This window comes from Nitrospira sp. Nam74, assembly GCF_965152615.1.
Genome location: NZ_OZ224220.1, coordinates 4,619,410 through 4,637,883 on the forward strand (window position 1 = coordinate 4,619,410; position 18,474 = coordinate 4,637,883).

Annotated in this window: 14 protein-coding genes; 4 read left to right on the plus strand and 10 right to left on the minus strand. The window is 53.8% G+C overall.

All coding sequences use genetic code 11. The annotated features are described in order from the left end of the window. Positions 1-7 precede the first annotated feature (7 nt). Positions 8-1,054: a WD40/YVTN/BNR-like repeat-containing protein gene (locus tag ACWHYZ_RS21785; protein ID WP_447984766.1), complete on the plus strand. Its 1,047-nt coding sequence runs from the start codon at positions 8-10 to the stop codon at positions 1,052-1,054. A gap of 222 nt (positions 1,055-1,276) precedes the next feature. Beyond that, positions 1,277-1,789: an HTH domain-containing protein gene (locus tag ACWHYZ_RS21790; RefSeq protein WP_447984767.1), complete on the plus strand. Its 513-nt coding sequence runs from the start codon at positions 1,277-1,279 to the stop codon at positions 1,787-1,789. A gap of 175 nt (positions 1,790-1,964) precedes the next feature. Here the strand turns inward: ACWHYZ_RS21790 and lpxC are convergent, their stop codons facing one another. Next, positions 1,965-2,891 carry a UDP-3-O-acyl-N-acetylglucosamine deacetylase gene (gene lpxC, locus ACWHYZ_RS21795; protein WP_447984768.1) on the minus strand — a complete coding sequence of 309 codons (927 nt, stop codon included), beginning with the start codon at positions 2,889-2,891 and terminating at the stop codon, positions 1,965-1,967. 463 nt (positions 2,892-3,354) lie between these two features. On the opposite strand from lpxC, the gene ACWHYZ_RS21800 reads away from it, so the two are divergent. Both ACWHYZ_RS21800 and ACWHYZ_RS21805 read left to right on the plus strand, forming a co-directional pair. Further along, positions 3,355-3,672 carry a lipid-A-disaccharide synthase N-terminal domain-containing protein gene (locus ACWHYZ_RS21800; protein ID WP_447984769.1) on the plus strand — a complete coding sequence of 106 codons (318 nt, stop codon included), beginning with the start codon at positions 3,355-3,357 and terminating at the stop codon, positions 3,670-3,672. Then, positions 3,669-5,399, plus strand: coding sequence for an ArnT family glycosyltransferase (locus tag ACWHYZ_RS21805; RefSeq protein ID WP_447984770.1), 1,731 nt, complete (start codon positions 3,669-3,671; stop codon positions 5,397-5,399). The genes ACWHYZ_RS21800 and ACWHYZ_RS21805 overlap by 4 nt, the downstream gene beginning before the upstream one ends. 65 nt (positions 5,400-5,464) lie before the next feature. Here the strand turns inward: ACWHYZ_RS21805 and ACWHYZ_RS21810 are convergent, their stop codons facing one another. The 9 genes from ACWHYZ_RS21810 to ACWHYZ_RS21850 all read right to left on the minus strand — a co-directional run bounded on the left by ACWHYZ_RS21810 (position 5,465) and on the right by ACWHYZ_RS21850 (position 18,448). Beyond that, complete coding sequence (locus ACWHYZ_RS21810; RefSeq protein WP_447984771.1) at positions 5,465-6,547, minus strand: phosphatase PAP2 family protein; 1,083 nt, start codon at positions 6,545-6,547, stop codon at positions 5,465-5,467. Next, on the minus strand, positions 6,544-7,659 hold the full coding sequence (locus ACWHYZ_RS21815; protein ID WP_447984772.1) for a hypothetical protein: 1,116 nt from the start codon (positions 7,657-7,659) through the stop codon (positions 6,544-6,546). Before ACWHYZ_RS21815 ends, ACWHYZ_RS21810 begins: the two co-directional genes overlap by 4 nt. Then, positions 7,659-9,707: a M1 family metallopeptidase gene (locus ACWHYZ_RS21820; protein WP_447984773.1), complete on the minus strand. Its 2,049-nt coding sequence runs from the start codon at positions 9,705-9,707 to the stop codon at positions 7,659-7,661. The genes ACWHYZ_RS21815 and ACWHYZ_RS21820 overlap by 1 nt, the downstream gene beginning before the upstream one ends. 174 nt (positions 9,708-9,881) lie before the next feature. After that, positions 9,882-10,796 carry a signal recognition particle-docking protein FtsY gene (gene ftsY, locus ACWHYZ_RS21825; RefSeq protein ID WP_447984774.1) on the minus strand — a complete coding sequence of 305 codons (915 nt, stop codon included), beginning with the start codon at positions 10,794-10,796 and terminating at the stop codon, positions 9,882-9,884. Positions 10,797-10,807: 11 nt separating this feature from the next. Continuing rightward, the gene (gene ybeY, locus ACWHYZ_RS21830; protein ID WP_447984775.1) at positions 10,808-11,308 is read right to left on the minus strand and encodes an rRNA maturation RNase YbeY; all 501 of its coding nucleotides are present in this window, start codon (positions 11,306-11,308) and stop codon (positions 10,808-10,810) included. After that, positions 11,308-12,363, minus strand: a complete 1,056-nt coding sequence (locus ACWHYZ_RS21835; RefSeq protein ID WP_447984776.1) for a PhoH family protein — start codon at positions 12,361-12,363, stop codon at positions 11,308-11,310. The genes ybeY and ACWHYZ_RS21835 overlap by 1 nt, the downstream gene beginning before the upstream one ends. A 32-nt stretch (positions 12,364-12,395) precedes the next feature. After that, positions 12,396-13,406, minus strand: a complete 1,011-nt coding sequence (locus ACWHYZ_RS21840; protein WP_447984777.1) for an Ig domain-containing protein — start codon at positions 13,404-13,406, stop codon at positions 12,396-12,398. A gap of 36 nt (positions 13,407-13,442) precedes the next feature. After that, the gene (locus ACWHYZ_RS21845; protein ID WP_447984778.1) at positions 13,443-17,801 is read right to left on the minus strand and encodes a pilus assembly protein; all 4,359 of its coding nucleotides are present in this window, start codon (positions 17,799-17,801) and stop codon (positions 13,443-13,445) included. 68 nt (positions 17,802-17,869) lie between these two features. Further along, the gene (locus tag ACWHYZ_RS21850; RefSeq protein ID WP_447984779.1) at positions 17,870-18,448 is read right to left on the minus strand and encodes a pilus assembly PilX family protein; all 579 of its coding nucleotides are present in this window, start codon (positions 18,446-18,448) and stop codon (positions 17,870-17,872) included. Positions 18,449-18,474: the final 26 nt, after the last annotated feature.

Consider the following 18,474-nt stretch of genomic DNA (forward strand, 5'->3'; position numbering starts at 1 on the left):
ATGCGTTATGACAAAACATTGCAAGGCGGTTCGCTCTTTTCTCATCATAGTCGTGGTGCTTTTTTTCCTCTCTGCCGGTAGCGGTTGCGGCAAATCAAGTGATGCAATCGTATCCATTGCGCTTCATCCCACGAACCCGAAGATCTTGTATGTGGCCACCAACGAGTCGGTTTACAAAACGCGCGATGGAGGAGGCATTTGGGAACGGATGGCCACAGATCTCAGCACCTACCGCGTGCTCTCGATCGCGATCGATCCGGAGCGGCCTGCGACGGTCTATGCAGGCACCATGTTCGATGCCGTGTACAAGAGTCCGGATGGCGGACAACACTGGATGCCGTATAACGCCGGCCTGAAGGAACACGTCTCGGTCGTCAACCAATTTGTCTTCGATCCACACGACAGCGAAACGATCTATACGGCAACCACTGTCGGGGTCTTCCGGAGCACGGATGCCGGGCGACTCTGGAACGAGCGGATGACCGGGATGAAAGAAGTGCACATTGTCGTGACCGTAGCCATCGATCCGCAACGGCCTTCGATTTTGTATGCAGGAACGACCGGAGGAGCGTATCGCAGTACGAATAGTGGGGCGAGTTGGACCAAGATCAACAATGGCCTCATTCCTCCTGAAGTCCTGGATGCCTCGTTAGCCTTAGGCGTCAATACCTTGGTCATCGATCCCCAGCATACGGATACAATTTATGCCGGGACTACGAAAGGGCTCTTCAAGTCCTCAGATATGGGTAACTCTTGGACACGGATCGCCGAAAGCATGACAGATCAGTATGTGAGCAGCGCAGTCATTGATCCGGTCGATCCACGCATCCTCTACGTGGGCGGCCGCGCGGGTATCCAAAAGAGCATGGATGGCGGCCACACCTGGAACACGATGAACACCGGCCTAGAATCAACAAACATTCGGACAATCGCCATGAGTCCTACAAACAGCCACATCTTATACACAGGGACAAATGGCAGCGGTTTGTATTACAGCGAAAACAGCGCAGAAACATGGAAACCTATCCCGCTTACCGCTAAAGCTTCTCAATAAAACAAGCATCGCCGATGTGCTTGCCGTGCGATGTTGTGTCATTGCTTGTACGTTGCTTTATCAAGTTCACCCCTCAGATAGTCGTTTAAAGCGGAGCTGTGTTAAATATATGGTATATACGAGAAAGTAGGAGCAGCAAGCATGCATCGCTTTCGACTCTTTGTTTGTTGACACAGTATGAAAGCCATGCTATAAAGCAAGCATGTTAGCAAGAGGGCTTGTTTGGTAGAAGAATTAAAAGACATCCTGGTCGGCCTGGATCAGCGTATCAGCGCATATAAGGGCCGTTTGCAAGATCTCCAGAAAAAGCGTAGCCGCCTCGAAGAAGAAATTGCCACGATCAAGAAATATTTAGAACTCGCCGAAACCCTGTACCGAGTCGAAGCTGACAAAGCTAAGCTTGCGAGTCTTTCCAGCCAAATCATTACTGATGACAAAGGGGTTCGCCCGCTTCCGCTGACCGACGTAACGGATCAGTCGCGTGAGATTCTGCTTGGCCGCAGCAAGTACGTGGGCATGAGTGTTCCCGAAGCTGCCTATCACATTCTCCACGAAGCCAAGCATTCTATGCATGCGAAGGAACTGTTCCAACGCCTCATCGAAGGGGGCATGCAAATTAAGGGGAAAACCCCGCTCACGTCGGTTGCCACTTCTTTGAAAAGAGACAAGCGGTTTAGAAAGGTTGGTCCCAATACTTTTGAAGTGTTGGAAGAACGTTTGACAGAAGCCGTCTAGCATCTGCGCTATTCCAGCTCTAGCTTGTGGAAGGAGGTGAGTTCACTTGGCGACGAAGAAGGCAGCAAAGAAGAAAAAGAAGTAATCCAACCGCACAGTGCCGAGGGTAAGGCCACTTACCCTCGGCATTTCTTTCACCAACTCACAAAAACAAATGTCTTCTGAAGGAGAAGAATCAGCAGTAAGAGGCTGGTTGCGGAGCATATCCCGTTCGTGGCGATATGGCTTGCGCAGAAACGGCCTGCTCTTTAGTGTTCATCAAGACCCACTTGTCAGGCTGTGCGAGAATGGCTTCGACAAGTCGCGTGTGAAGCGCATGGCCGGCCCGGTCGGCAATCACATGACCGATCATCGGCACACCTAAGAAGGCGAGATCGCCGATTAAATCAAGAATCTTGTGGCGCACAAACTCATCGTGGAATCGTAGACCCGACTCGTTCATAACGCCCTGCTCTGAAAGGATAATCGTGTTCTCCAACGATCCCCCTTTGCCGAGTCCGCGAGACCAGAGATACTTTACCTCTTTCATAAAACCGAACGTACGGGCGGCCGCAATCGTGCGATCGAACAAGGAGACCGACCAATCATACACGTAGGTTTGTTGCTGAATCAGCGGGTGATCGTACTGAATAGAGTACGTGATACGACTCGTTGGAGACGGCTCGACGAGGATGCGCTTGTTCCCTTCAACGACTTCAATCGACTGCATAATTTTTAAAAATGGCTGAGGACGATCTTGCGGAACAATGCCGGCTGCCTGGATCAACCGCACAAATGGATCAGCGCTCCCGTCCATGACAGGAACCTCTTCCCCGTCCAATTCAATGAAGGCATTATCCACGTTCAAGCCGGAAAGCGCGGCCAACACATGCTCGACCGTTTTAACTGCAGCCCCGTTGGCGCTGATGGTCGTGCAGAGTTCAGCCGGAATTAAATTGCCAACCGACGCTGAGAGTGCAATGCGTACTCCCCTTTCGTTCCTGATAAATACAATCCCCGTATCAGGAGGAGCTGGACAGAGCTTGACCCTAGCCGGCTTCCCAGTATGAAGCCCTACTCCTGAACAAATCATTGCACGCCCGAGTGTCTGCTGTTGTCGCATAGTTCCCCCTGGGCCTTGTGGGAAAGCAACTGATGTGCCATGAAACTTTCTTTACATATAAACTATAAGTCACTGAAAAGCATGCAGTTTATATCTTGGATGTTATTTGTCCCTTGTTGCAGAAATAAAACAGTGTGCTGTTTTAAAATCCTGCCCGCGCTACGTATGTGTCATTCTTGCTCGCCGAATTTCCTGAATAAGGAGGTTCGCACCAGGTTTGACCATCAGAATAATGTCCAGTAAAATCATCGGCCATTGAGGTGGCGGTTGATCAGCAGTTGGCTTACATCCGTAGCCACCCCTGGCAATCCCGGGGGATGGCGCACGGCACTTCCTTTACTCGATAATCGTTGAAAGCAGGAGAATTGGCACCTCTGTTGGTATTGTGAAACTTCATTTGTCGCCGAACCGAACGTCTGTGCTATAACCCTCCAACTGCCATTCCATCAGGTCCATCTTCTTCATGACTACTGAAAACATCTGGCTCGCAATTGGATTTCTAGGTCAAGGCATATTTTTCATGCGCTGGGTCGTGCAATGGCTGGCGTCCGAACGAAGCGCTGAGAGTCGTGTGCCGATAGGGTTTTGGTATCTCAGTATGGTAGGAGGTCTGATCACGTTGGCCTATGCGATCTATCGAAAGGACCCCGTCTTCATTGCCGGCCAGAGTATTGGGACCTTTGTTTATATCCGCAATCTCATGCTGATCCAGAAACAGTCCGTCTCCCGTGAGGCCCCTCAGAAGTCTATTTCTTCCGATGCGCCGGCAGGTCATCGTTGAAGAAGTCGTTTCCCGTCCTGTTGTTGCTGGCGGCGGCAATTCTCTTGCTGTTCATCAATCTTGGCACCTTGGGACTGACCGATCAGGCCGAAGGGATCAATGCCGAGGTCGCCCGTGAAATGCTCGAAAGCGGTGATTGGACGACGCCGACGCTCAACGGTGAGCCGCGCTTTGCGACACCGCCCTACGTGTACTGGCTCATCGGCGCAGCTTATCGCATATTCGGCATCAACGAGATGGCTGCACGTGTTCCATCTGCGGTCTGTATGGTAGCCCTGATCCTTCTCCAATATTGGTTCCTCACAACCACTCGGGGGCCCTTCACTGGACTGGTCGGCGGCCTGATGTTGCTCCTGAATATCGAAATGGTCGCTATCGGACGCCTGGCGCTGACCGATAGCGCGTTAATCTTGTCCACCACCGCTTCGCTGTATGGTTTCTGGCTTGGATTACATGGCGAGGGAAAACAGCGACATGCATTCTGGTTATTTTACGTCGGGATGTCAATCGGCGTACTGACCACAGGCCCCGTTGGACTCGTCGCGCCGCTGTTGGGCAGCATCCCCTATCTGATCATCACGCACAGATGGAAGCAATTTTGGCGGAGGGGATACCCGATTCCGGGCCTCCTCATCTTCGCACTTCTTGCCCTACCCTGGTATGGAACGATGCTTTGGATCCATGGATCCAGCTATTGGCGATCTGCAACGGCTGATACGGTCGGCCAATTCTTCAATGTCCTTGGTTGGCACGGCGGTACGATCATATTCTCTCTTCCTATTCTCCTTTTTGGGTTTTTCCCTTGGAGCGGATTCTTACCGGCAGCGTTATTCCAAGTATGGAAGGAATGGCGGGCAGCACGACGTGCGACACCAACAAACAATGATCGAAAACCAGAGCCTCAAGAATTAGAACTTTTTGCGGCGCTCTGGCTTATCGGGGTATTGGTCTTTTTTGCGCTGTCCGCGACACAACTTCCTCATGGCATTGGGCCGCTCTATCCGGCTGCCGCCATCCTCGTAGCCTCATACTGGACTCGAAGCGTGAAAGAACCGGAGGCGCCCGGACTTCGCGCGTCCCTCTGGACCCTCATGCTCCTTGGATGTGCGATGGGTCTCATCCTTATTGCATCGCCATCTTTATACGCAACCTATATCGAACAGATCGCCAAGGAGTTTCCGGTGGCAAGAGCTGTCGAACCGGGCATCGGACTGACGGCTGCCGGATTCGTATTAATTATCGGCGTCGGGATCGTGGGCTATTTCGGGTTGGCTGAACATCGTCGGGCGGGCGCTCTTTGGGCCGCCGGGGCCACTATTGTTGTGGTCGTGCTGATTGCCATTGTGATTATGTTGCCACGCTTCAGTAAGTATTTCATCAATCCGCCCCATGAGTTGGCATATGTGGCCGGTGTGAATTTGCAGCCGCACGATCAGTTCGTCATTTATGGGCCTCCTCAGCCATCTCTGCTCTTTTATGCAAAACGGCAGGTTGTGATGATCAAACCCGGAGAGGAAGACCAGATGAAATCGCACATCGCCGGAGCGGGACGAACGATGATTCTCTTGCCGTCCCGACTGAAATCAAAATTGCCTCCCGAAGCAGCCGGCTTTTCTCCTATTCTTGAACGCTATGGATATGCGTTGCTGGCCAATGAACCGATGGTGAAGCTGCCCCCCAGACCCGTGAATCCGTCGAACATTCCACCAAATCCGCACGGGCTTTGACACGCAGGTTGCGCTTACTCCTTCCACCTCCCTGAGCTGGTCGTAGAGACGGGCCTTACGCCGAACTAAACTATGGGCAACAGGCCTTTGAGCTGTTGGATGATGAATACGGCGAAGGCTAAGCCTACCATCAGTGGCATTTCTGCACACACGGCACGATAGCCTGAGTAGCAGGGAGACCTTTCCTCCGAGAGGATGGAAGACGTGCCGACTTCTGAACGCAGCAACCACTGAATGAGACCAAACATTCCTGCCACAACGGTGACCATCCATAAACCGGTCGTCAATGCCACTCCGATCACAATCAGCGTATTGGGCTGGGATAAGGCTGTCGACACCATGGTCTTCACTCCTGATGGCGCACACATGCCTTGAATGATGCGCATTGCGACACCAATGACTATCAGTACAACGCCTACCACCATCATTGCACCGGCCAGGGGTGGCTGTGGAAGATGTGTCGCGAGCCAGAGCAGTGAAAAGACCAGAATTAACGATGGAAGAAGGTGAGTTATCAGATCAAGGCTGGACCGCTTCCACTCTCGAATTGGATACGCCACACTGATTCCCACAATCATCCCAAGGCAAATACCCGCAATGACGTCTGTTGGAAAATGTGACCCTCGAACGGCCCGACTAACGGCGACGAAGCCGGCCACTCCGTACACGAGCCACGCGAGCTTCGGAAACGATTTAGCGAGCACCGTGGCCACCGCAAAGGATGCGGTCGTGTGCCCCGATGGAAAAGAATCCAGGCCGCTCTCCAACGATGGTCGCCACGGTAATCCGTTATCCGCATGCATCAAGCGGGGTCGCGGTCGACCAATGCCATGCTTTAACGTCTGCACGGCAATCGCCGCGAACCCATGTGCGAGAAGGGTTTTGAATCCGGCGCTCTGAACGTGCGCCTGCTTCCAGAGCCACCCTCCCAGCAATAGTCCTGCACTGACCGCCACGAGCGCAGCGCCACTCCCAATGCGGGTCCCGAGATCCCCCGTTCGCTCCAGCCAAGAGATATGGAGTGACCGCAGAAACCGGGCAAACGGCAGATCGATTTGAAAGAGACCCCAGAAAATGATGCCGACGGTCAGGAAGGAAAGAAAAGCGGCACAGCTTGTGCGCAGCCGCTCTCCCTCCACAAGGCTCATGGCACCCAGTCGGCGAGAAAAATATTAAACTCGCCTCGAGCACTCGCATTGCGATCGGACACCCACACCAGCTTTTTTCCATCGGGGGAAAACATCGGGAAGCTATTGAAGTGACCGGAAAAAGTGATGCGCTCCAAGCCGGTGCCATCGTCGTTAATCAGATACAGATGAAAGGAGGGCGGCGCATCGGGTTGGCGGTCTTGCTCATTTGAGGCATAGATGATTCGTCGACCATCCGGATGAAAGAACGGAGAAAAATTAGAGGCGCCGTTATGAGTCACCGGGTGCTTTCCGCTGCCATCGGCGTTCATGACAAAGATTTCCAATTGACTCGGCTGCACCATGTTTTGCTTCAGTAGCGCTTGATAGGCCTCAAGCTCGGACGGGTCGGTGGGATGCGAAGCACGATAAACAATGCGCCGGCTGTCCGGAGAAAAAAATGGGCCGCCATCATATCCCAGCTCATTGGTAAGGCGCCGAACATGCGTGCCATCGAGATCCATTGCATAGATGTCCAGGTCGCCGTCTCGCACTGAGGTGAAGACAATCGTCTTTCCATCCGGAGCGATCGTCGCTTCAGCATCATACCCGGGCGTGGACGTCAGCCGGTGCATTTCTTGGCCATCGACACGCACGGAAAAAATGTCATAGTCGTCTAGTGCCCAGCGATAGCGGCCTTCCCGTTTGACTTTAGGTGGACAATTCGGCGCCTTCAGGTGCGTCGAGGAAAACAGCACGCGACGATCACCGGGGAAGAAATACCCGCATGTGGTCACGCCGGTACCGGTGCTGACCAATCGAATCGCCCCATCCTCTAAATCCATCGTGTACATCTGGTAGCAGCCTAGATCCGGGACGCCTGCCGACTGACTGGCCGCAAAACTATTCGTCATCCAATTATTCGTCGATTGAAAAATCAGCTTGTCGCCACTAAAGGAGAAATAGGCTTCGGCATTCTGGCGCCCGAATGTGAGTTGCCGGATGTTCGTGAGATGACGTTCCACCGATGGAACAGACGGTGTGGATTTGTCATGGCGCATTTCAGGAAACACGAGATATGGGCTGGTAAAAAGACTCATCACAATGACAGTGGTCAGCAGCAGACGCATCATCAAAATGTCACCTTTAGACTATTCTTGGCCGGAGAAAAATTTCCGCGTGCGATTACCGTACCGTCTTGAAACACGAGATAGCTCTGCCATCCATAGAAAAACAAGAGGCGGGCCACCTTCACAATCGCTGATGGTGATTCACCATAAAAGAGTGTGACGGTCCGATCCGGATGTTCCGGGTGGCGACAGGAGATAAGAAATGCCAGATTTTGTCCGTTGTAGGAGCGTCCTTCAATCGTGGCACCGCCCTTCTCCAACGAGATCTGATCATGACAGCCGCTCACGGCCCAATCCGCGGCTTGATTGACATCCGGGCTTCCCAGCACGAGCAGCGATGCAGGAAATCGCGCGGTATCATCGTCCTTCACCGAGATAGTATTGTGTTGGTCTTGGGCCACCAGTCGTTTGGCCAGGTCTACATATGGCTGACGTTCCGCATCGGTGCCGCGAGTCGGTAAGAGTACCGAACGCTGCACATCGGTAACGAAAACGTTCAGCATAGGCGGGATCTCTCGCCGGTCTAGACGACGGAACGTGTCGAAGTTCGGATCTATCTCGATGCTCACCGGTCGAACCGGAACAGGCACGGTGACCGCCTGCTCGGCAGAATCGAGACGAAGCCAGATGACCATAGATTGGCCATCAGAGGTCTCGACTTTCGCGGGCAGCATAGCGCGATAAGGTGCTCCTGATTGAGCGAGGGACAGTCGAACCTCATAACCTCGCTGTCCACCTTCCGTTACCTCATGCACACGCGCATCTTCTATGGTGAGGATCGGCGCACCACTCTGTTCGATCCATTGAGCAAAAAACCAACGGAGGTCAGCGCGACTGACTCGTGAGAACGCCTGCTCCACGTCATGCCAGTCGGCATAGGCACTGCCATGCTCGCTCACCAGCTGGCGAATCCCTTTCCAGAACGCCTCCTCGCCAATTTCATGACGGAGCATATGGAAGACCATTGCAGTCTTTTGATAGCCGATCGCATTATCCTTCTGGTCGGTCTTATGGGTGAACTTGCTGATCGGATAATCTTCTTCGGGTCTGACATAGAGAGCATAGCCGAGGGTCATGAGGCGCCGTTGCTCGCGGGCCTGCTCTGTAGTTCCCGTCAGTTCCTCGTAATAATAATTCGCCAAATATGTCGTCAAGCCTTCTACCCAATTGCCGGAATCGGGACGATTGAACACCCAGTTCCCGATCCATGAATGCACGATCTCGTGGCCCAGCGCATACGGCTGAATATAGTGCCGCTTGATGATGCCACTGCCAAGTAGGGTAAACGACGGCATGCCCAGGCCACTTGCGAAAAAGTTTTCCACGACCGCGAACTTAGGAAAAGGATACGGCCCCAACAATGTCGTATACGTTTCCAGATAGCGGACCGAGGCGTCGAGATATTCTTGAGCCAGCTGCGCGTCTTCCGGAAAAAGGTAGGTGGCAATTTCAATGCCTCTCCAGTGTTGCTGCTTTTTCACAAAACGATTGGCGACCAGTGTCAAAGCTTCTGTGGGCGATCCGATGTCCCATTCGGCAACCATTTTTTCTTCGTGAATCGCCTGGGACTCCAGCCGGCCATGCGTCACCGTGAGCCATGTTTTCGGCGTGAGAACACGCACTCGAAATGTCGGCAACGCACCTGGCATGTCGGGGTACCAATGGGTCTCGCCGCTCAAATAGACCCCCTCAGGGCCGATGTGTCCGGCTGTCTCGCTGGGAGTGACGAAGCGGAGATGACGAGGTTCACGCGGAGGATCATCGATGATCCCCTCATACTGCCATTCAAGAGTGAGCATTTCACCAAGCGCAGGTGAAGTATCAAAGCCGACCTTCACGTGTTGAGTGCCCGAGTCGCCATCCGCCGATAAGTTCGACATTGTGACAGAAGACGCACTGTTCCCCTCGCCGGTTGCGATGCGGACCCTTGAAATCTTCAGGGCCTGATTGAGGACAAACGTGAGGGAAGATAAGGAGGACGTAAGAGCCTTACACGTGACTCGATCGATTACATGTAAGCGATGGCCCTCTGGATCAAGTTCGACTTCCATGTCATGTGATAATACTTCGGCTTGATGATGAGTTGATCCATCGACGGCTCCGGGACCGCTTATTGACTGCTGCGCATGGGTTTGCACAGCTAGGCCAAATAACAAGACGCCGACAAGAAAAGCCGTCAGCCGGTTCGCACAAGTTGTACTTATCCGCACAGCGCTGTGCCGCCGTTACGCGGGCTCAAAGAGAGCATCGACAAATTCCTTTGCATGAAAATCTTGAAGGTCTTCCGCCCCCTCGCCCACGCCGACTAGACGAACGGGGATTTTCAGCTCTTCAGCGATGGCCACGACGATTCCGCCACGCGCGGTTCCATCAAGCTTCGTCAGCGCAATTCCGGTCACCCCTACGGCCTCTTGAAACTGCTTGGCTTGCGAAAGCGCGTTCTGTCCAACCGTCGCGTCAAGGGTCAACAGCACTTCATGAGGCGCGCCGGGCACCTCGCGCGCGAGCACACGGGTGACCTTCCGCAATTCGTCCATCAAATTAGATTTGGTATGGAGCCGGCCCGCAGTGTCAATCAAGACGACTTCCACTCCGCGTGCTTTAGCCGCCGCCAGACCATCGAACACGACTGCGGCGGGATCGGCGCCATGCCGGTGGCGAATGACATCCACGCCGATGCGGGCTCCCCACATTTCGAGCTGTTCAATGGCAGCCGCACGAAATGTATCACCGGCCACCAACAATGTTTTTCGGCCCTGTTGTGTGAGCCGCTGTGCGAGCTTCGCAAGCGTCGTGGTCTTACCAACTCCATTGACACCGACGGCCAGGATAACAAAGGGGTGTGCAGTGCGTTCGACCATACGTTCCAGCGGTTCAGCTTCACACGTTCGGAGTGTCTCCAAGATTGTGCTCTTCAGTACGTCTAAGACGCCTTCGGGCGTGCCATTTCCGCGGGACTGTCGCACACGAGCCATAAATCGGTCGACCGTCCGGATTCCGAGATCCGCGGAGATGAGGGACACCTCCAGATCGTCCAACATCTCAGGCGAAGGCCCACGGCCAATGAGTCGGTCCACGGACTGGCGCACCTTATCTCGTGTCTTCGTGAGGCCATCACTGAGGCGTTGCAGCCAACCCATCTTGAATCCCTTTAATGCTTCGCTATGGCGGTGGCACGTTGACGTGAAGATTCGGCAGCGCGCGGCGGGCTCATCACGGGTATTGGCGTGACGGCCAGAAGCAGGGCACGTTCTTTTCGCCGCATACGACGGGCTTCAGCCGCACTGCGCTCGTGATCATATCCTAACAGATGCAAGACTCCATGAATCAACAGCACTGCAAGTTCACGTTCCACCGGATGCCCATGTTCGGCCGCCTGTTTAGCAGCCCTAGGCACGGAAATCACCACATCCCCTAACAGGACGGAGCGTGGACCTGGGCCTTCACGCATCGCAAAAGCCAACACATCAGTCGTCACGTCACGGCCTCGATACTGCGCATTTAATCGCCGCATCCGTCGATCCCCAATGAACTCGATACTCAACGTAGCCTTAGACTCTCCGACCGCCGATAAAATTCGTTCAATAAGATTCCGAATGGCAGGCAGACGTAGAGAGGTACGGCGAAGTCCGGTTCGTACGAACACCGGCATTAGTGAGGCTGGCTCTCGTGCCCGTCTCCAGGGCGAGTTTGGTGTGGCTTGGCACGATCCGGTCGACCCGGGCGATGTTGTGGTCGTCCGGATGGCGCAACTTCATCACGCAACGCTCCATGGCGATCGTAGGCTTTGATGATGTCCTGAACCAATCGATGGCGCACCACATCCCTTTCATCGAAATAGCTGAAATTGATGCCCGGAATATCTTTCAAGATCTCTTTGACTTCGATGAGGCCGGATACCCGATCAGAGGGAAGATCGACTTGAGTGATGTCACCCGTCACCACTGCTTTGGAATTGAAGCCCAATCGCGTAAGGAACATTTTCATCTGCTCAGCCGTTGCATTTTGCGCTTCATCCAGAATCACAAATGAATCGTTCAACGTACGGCCGCGCATAAACGCCAGAGGCGCGATTTCGATTTCACCGCGTTCGATCAGTCGGTTCGCCCGCTCCAGGTCCATCATGTCATACAGGGCGTCATACAGCGGCCGTAAATACGGATTGACCTTCGCATACATATCACCGGGAAGAAACCCAAGCTTCTCTCCCGCCTCAACGGCCGGCCTCGCTAAAATGATACGGCTAATCTGTTTACGCGAAAGTGCGGCCACGGCCATCGCCATAGCGAGATAGGTCTTCCCGGTCCCGGCTGGTCCGATAGCGATGACGATATCGAATTTCTCTATGGCATCGAGGTAGGCTTTTTGGGCGGCCGATTTCGGAGAAATCAGTCGTTTTTTAGTCGCGATGGGTACAGTACTCAGGAGAAGGTCTTTCAGCGAGGTAGACCCGTTGCCTCGTGAAGCCCGGAGCGCCAGCGTGACATCTTCAGCACGAAGTTCATATCCTTCACCGGTCAACGCGGCCAATTCGGTCAGCACATCTTCCGCATGCCGAACGCTGTCGCTTGCCCCATCCAGTGAGAGCTCGTCCCCACGTGCCGATATTCGCACCCCGAGTTCATCTTCTATCATTTTCAGATGGAGATCGTGGCGACCGAATAGACTCGCGGTATTGGTCCCGTCTCGTAGCTTAAGCTTACGCACGCCTGGTGTGAATATCCCTCCTGAACTTGGGATTATTCTAACAGAGCGGCAAATGGCGTGACAAGGCGAGTAGTGAGACGAAAGTTTTTCGGAAGCGGCATGCGCGAGGAATTCACCGGGGCAGAGAAGGTCAAATCAAATTCTTGAAATGCTTTGGCCTGTTCATTATCGGTTGCAGTGACGCGAACCTTATATTTGCCGACCAGCTTGCCCGTCAGCGGCCATTCAATTCGGCCCGTCACTTTATCGATATTCATACCAGGCGGAGCGAGCTCAAGCGCGTAGGCCAATTGATCGTCATCGGGATCCTTTGCGCTCACTGCATAGACGAACCGACCTCGCTCTAACTTGGTGGGCGGCACGGTGGTAATCGTCGGCGGACTATTGACGATCGTAATAGCGTCCGAGAGTTTTGACCTGCCTGTGCTGGTCGGATCCGAAGGCGTCACCTGTACAACAATCGTGTCGCCCTTGGCAAATCCATTCGTGTCCAGCTCACTTACGTCTCCATCAGCCACCTCACTATTATTCCGCCACCAGCGGTATCGGTATTCGATGGGATCATCATCTGCGTCCGAACCGGCAACCTGCGTTTGAATGCGGTCCCCTACTCGGATCTCGGCGGGGTCGAAAACAACTTCCGTGACTTCCGGTGGCGTGTTCCCAATCACAGCTTCCGCCCGGACCGGCGCCCCTTCCGCCGTGCCATCGTAAGGGACGACTTCAACAAAGAGCCGATCACCTCGTTTTATGACCTTTGCATCTAATGTCGCGTAAGTTACACGGGAGTTATTGATCTTCCACTGCTGACGATACGTAATAAGGTCTCCATCAGCGTCAAATCCCTCCACTTGTACATCGACCGGGTGATTGAGAGCGGCTGAGTTTGGAACGATACGGACTGACCGAATAACAGGAAGATGATTGCCGGGCGAGACGGATGTTCCCACGTCACCGGTTTTCGACGACTCAACAGTACAGCTAGCCAACACAATTGACGCCAGGAGCACTTCAGAAGACGCTCGAATGAGTCTGCTTCTCACGTCAGTGTCCATTACAAACGCTTGACCTGTATCTCATCAGTCCCGCTGCTGATTCCAGGAAATATAGCGACTCCACGAACTCAATGCCGGTTTACCGCATACCCGATTCAAGGCGCCCGTGCTGGTTTGGATTATACCGGTGAGTCCGCCGGTACATCCTGTCACGCTGGCCCCCCCCGAAGAACCAGTTCCTTGCGCCCCTAAGTGGACCGCCATTTGAGATGGGAGCCCAGTCCCAAGATCGATTTTATTATTCGATATGGTGTTACCGCCGCTACTCGATGTTCCGATCGTTGATTCCTTGTAGGCTGTCCCTGTCAAGTAATAGAGGCCATACAAAGAGCCGTTCCCCGTGATCGTGCAAATGTCGGCCGAGGGAGTGAAAGATGTGAAAAATACGCTTCCACCTAAAATGACCGGCGCACTTAACGCTCGTTCACCGCTTGTTGTTAAGCTGACACGCCACCCGTGCTTGCCTTGAATCGCTCCAACAAGAGAGGTGGACCCACTATCAAAACTGCTAATCGCCGTACCACCGTTACTGACTCCTGACACGGTGCCTCCACAACTGATACAAATTTGTGCGCTGGAGACATCCAGTAGATCACTTTGAGCACACGATGTGATTGAAGTTTGGGTGCATCCACCCGTCAACACTGGATCTTTGACTCCGTAGAATGACTGAACATCGGTATTGCTCTTGTCGTTTTGATCGAAAAACCGTCCCGTCCCAAAATACACCCACAGATTGTTGGAATCATCGACGGTGACAGTGGCAGCGGCCGTGATGGGACCAATCCTTGTCGTCGTCCCACAGGTGCTCCCGCAATAACTGCTGAGTAAGGTCGTTGGAGTTTGACTGTATCCCCAACTGGTCGCCGTCGTACTGCCGCTTGCTGTCGTGAGTCGATACATACTGCCAAACCATTTCGGCGTACCAGTCCCATTGCTAATCACATTGCCCCCATACGCCACATCGACTCGGTAATCGAGGTTGTTGTCGACAGTGATGAGGTCCCCCATGAAGGAGTTGGCATCGGATGTTGAAAAAGGGGTAATGGCGCCAACCGATCCGGTCTTCAGCTCCATCGCAAACATTTTGCTTGTTTGCACCGTGGTCCCATTATAGCCAGTGGGGCCACTGCCGAAAATCGCAAACCACTTGGCATTGGTATTACTGGTCTTGGCATCGCCAGACGGATTGACGCGTAAGACGGCCGGATAGCTGGTGGTGAGTCCCAGTCCTGGGTCTTCAAAGATCCCAATCAAGACAGGGTCGTGTTCCGGATCGGTGATGTCCAGCACGAAATAGGCGCTGTAGAACGTACGGACTTCACTCGGACCAATGGTCCCGTCATTGTTAAAATCAGCCTGGTACCTCATCGGTGGCGCCCCAGTCGAGTCGGTGCAATTTCCGCAGCTCCCACCGAATCGCATCCCGCCGATCAGAATCGTTCCCCATCCCCCTGGATGCGTGCCTGTCGGCCCATCATCGGGAAAGATGCGAACTTCCGAGACCTTCGGCTTTAGATCGACATAGTAGACGTGATCGTAATCAGTACGGGCCAGCCACTGAAGGTGTGGCAGTAAATGATAAGGGATGAATCCCCAAAGCTCTGCACCAAGCGGCGGCGTACTTCGCACCGCACCCGTACCGGTCGTACTAAACCACCCGTGCTCTACGGTAGTCGTGCTCGGGTCATCGCCTCGGTGATAAAAGCCGGCGTTAAAGGCATGCAGCATGCCGTCATTCGCGCCGATATAGGCAACTTGCCGACGGCCCTTCCACCGTTTATAAAAATCGCCATACGTCGTATCGCCATAGATGACGTCATACCGTTCCTTCGGGTCTCCCACGATCGTTGGTGTGGAATCGATGGGATCACCATACTTCCAGACGGCGGTGGTGCTGCCTGTCACAATCCGGCGGTCTCGCAATAGCTGCTGTTCCGTGCAACTCGATCCGGAGGCATAGCCGTCGCAGCCACGGATAAAATTAATGATGCCCGTCGAGTTCAGAGGTGAAGTCGCCGACCGTAAATACGGCGCCAGCGTCGCGCTATTCGCCAATTTGAACTCCATCATCGGCTCGGTACTGACCTGGACACGTCCATCCGCATTCACATCAATCCAGGTCAAGAGATGACGGCACGTGACACCGGCCGTCGCGCTCGTGCATGTGTCACCTGGGGTCAAATCAGCAAGTCTTCTCCCCGCTTCCCAAATGGGGAGAATGCTCTTTAAGGGGACACCTGAGTCGAATGGAGTCGTGCTGTCCGCTTTGCCATCAGCCGGACTGGTATCGTAGTATCGGTCAACCAGGACCTCGTTAGTAGTGGGATCGAATCTCGTTTGGATGATATTGTCTTGACCGAGCACAAGCCTTCCATCGCCGTTTGTATCTTCTCGTAAGTTTCCGTAACTGTCGACGAAGAGGCCGCGCGTATATCCAGTCCACTTTATTTCCGCGCCACTGACACCGGCAAACTCCGCTGGGAAGAAGAACGCTTGATACAGCGCCCCTTCACCTGTCGAGGAAGATGCCAAGACAGACGCCGAGGTGCCCGATGCGGCCTTCTTGAGAATATCCGCGATGGCCAAATTGACTTGTGTTTCTAAGTCGCCTGCTTCGGACGCATCAAAGTACGTGTCGGGTACGCAATCCCCATCAACATCCCATTCCGCACTACTCGTGCTCGTGCCGGTTCCTAGGTTTGAACCGGCTGGATAGGCACACGCTTGCCCTGTGGAATCTGGAACACCATTCAACGTCCCCATATCGGTAAAGCCGCCGTACTTGGCGGCAGAGGCCAGTGTCGATGCTCCAGCAGTACCGCCCATCGCATTGACGGCGTAGAATGCAACGTTTTGTTTATTAGGAAGATCCGACCGTAGATCGTGAGTCTGGCCATAGAATGCTACATCGTCCAAGCGGCTCGTGGTGACGCCAACCTGGGAACCGGTGAACAGATTCCCAAACGGCGTTTGTAAGTCAGGGGCATTATCGTCACCTTCCGGGACTCCCGGGCTAATCATCAGGACAAAGCTCTTGCAGCAGGAGACGTTTTGCCCGCTTAGAGGGGTTGCGCAATTTCCTGTCGAGTCTTTGGTACAAAACCAAAAGGGATCGCCCTTTGTGCTAACCGTCGCCGTAAAGTCCGCTGGGCTGTTGTTATAGCAAGCGCCTTGGACATTACGGTAGACACAGAGGCCTTCGTAAAGCGCTTCCGCGATTGGCGCATGCGTCTGAATGTGTTCATTCCGAACGTTGGTAATTGCAGACGGATTAAATTTGTCGTCAAAATTAAACTGCATGGCTCCGGCTTTGCCGGTGTCCGCATGCGCGAACATGACGCCGACATGCATATTATCGAGGCGCATTTTCTGAAAGAGCCCCAATGAACGGTCACGCTTATAGCACACGCGATGGCCAGCAAAATTGGCATCACCCACAATACAGTTCCCACTCGTGCTGCCCGTTCCTGAGGGAACATCAGGCTCTGTACGTAGATCCACGCCAAGTTGGTAGACAATGGGAGCACTACCGCCACTGCCATCGAATGGATCCGCTGAAGAGTTTTTGTTGATGGAAACCTGTCCTTCTCCCAATCCGAAGAACCGACCCGTGGGAGTAGTGGCACTTCCAGCGGTATCCGCCGAGAGGCCACTCGGGACACGGCCCGGCAGTGTGGCGGTTGGGACAAACTTCACATATCGCCAGCATGGACTGCTGTTATTATTGCATGTATTGTTCGTGCCATTTTGACCGGTGACATTCTCACTTGCTAGTGTGTCGGCGGTGCCATCCGTATTCGACGATGCTGGCTTTGAAGTACCACCAATAAGCGCCTGGTAGGCCACATCCTTCTTCCGCATTCCCAACCAATTCAGGAAATTTCCGTCCCAATAGGAACTACCACAAGGGTCTGAGACCGCTGCCTTCACCGAGCCATGAGTGTACGGGGTATTCTGACTTCCGGCGCTATAGCATCTGAGTGGGTCGAATATGCCATAGTACGATTTAGCGGAATTAAATGTGTCACTGGGACTTGAGACTGTCGCAGTATTCGCGCTGACACCATTATCGGATGAGACTAAATCTAATCCTCCCGTGCCGGCTAGATTGATATTCGCTGCATATTTACCTGCTGTCACGGTTCCGGTGAGCCTAGAAATCGGATAGCTGCCATAGGCTGCAGGCACAGTGGCATCCGACAGATCCACAATGAACAGAATATTCGGTGGCACCGCTTTGTTGATGAACACGGGGTTCCAAGTGTACTTGTCCATTGTCGGGGCGGTTTGAGCCAATGCATTCACGACCGACATGAATAGCACCGCCGCGAGTCCTGCCACAATCAGACCGATATGTTTCATACCACTTGTCCGATTCATGGTATTTCCCTCCTCCGTCAGAACGACCGCCACACTATCGCGACATCATAAAGGTTGTCTGGTGGGTGCTATATCCTTCGTTGGCAACTTTCACCAGTCGCGGTGCAGGCATAGATGGCGACAATGCGGCTGGCCGTACTGCTGGTCGTCGTCGTGGCACGGCAGTCTAGGCGGTACATGATGTCGACTCCCCCGCCGGCCGTGCCGCCGGCAGCGCCTTCGTACCCCGCTGCAAATTGAAGCGCGCCACCGGCCCTTGGGCGCGCATACAATCGATCGATATCGCCTAAGACGGTGTAGGCGCCAACCGTTTGGACTGTGTTGGCCGTACCGGAGCCAGTGGGGACATCAGCACTATTATCCGACTGTCCCATGATTTCGCCTTCTAAAATGGTTTGATTAAGTACGGGGCCACCGTTAAGCGTGATGAAGGAGTCAGGGACTTTTCCTTGGTCAATAGTCTGTTGAATGATATTGACGCCGGTCCCCACGCACGATTCGGCCGCCGTCGCCGCTGCTTCGCCGGTCCGTTGGAATCCCGCCATGCGATTTTCCATTCCCGTGACGGTCAGCGCGGCGATGCCGATGACCGTCATGATCACCATGACGAGCATAATGGTGACAAGGGCGATGCCCCGTTCATTCATCACAACGCCTCAATCTCGCATAGTCT

Coding starts and splice junctions, on each gene's coding strand:
- ACWHYZ_RS21785 (WP_447984766.1), top strand. CDS start 8: ATGACAAAACATTGCAAGGCGGTTCGCTCTTTTCTCATCATAGTCGTG.
- ACWHYZ_RS21845 (WP_447984778.1), bottom strand. CDS start 17,801: ATGAATCGGACAAGTGGTATGAAACATATCGGTCTGATTGTGGCAGGA.
- ftsY (WP_447984774.1), bottom strand. CDS start 10,796: ATGGGTTGGCTGCAACGCCTCAGTGATGGCCTCACGAAGACACGAGAT.
- ACWHYZ_RS21810 (WP_447984771.1), bottom strand. CDS start 6,547: ATGAGCCTTGTGGAGGGAGAGCGGCTGCGCACAAGCTGTGCCGCTTTT.
- ACWHYZ_RS21850 (WP_447984779.1), bottom strand. CDS start 18,448: ATGAATGAACGGGGCATCGCCCTTGTCACCATTATGCTCGTCATGGTG.
- ACWHYZ_RS21820 (WP_447984773.1), bottom strand. CDS start 9,707: ATGGAAGTCGAACTTGATCCAGAGGGCCATCGCTTACATGTAATCGAT.
- ACWHYZ_RS21800 (WP_447984769.1), top strand. CDS start 3,355: ATGACTACTGAAAACATCTGGCTCGCAATTGGATTTCTAGGTCAAGGC.
- lpxC (WP_447984768.1), bottom strand. CDS start 2,891: ATGCGACAACAGCAGACACTCGGGCGTGCAATGATTTGTTCAGGAGTA.
- ACWHYZ_RS21815 (WP_447984772.1), bottom strand. CDS start 7,659: ATGATGCGTCTGCTGCTGACCACTGTCATTGTGATGAGTCTTTTTACC.
- ybeY (WP_447984775.1), bottom strand. CDS start 11,308: ATGCCGGTGTTCGTACGAACCGGACTTCGCCGTACCTCTCTACGTCTG.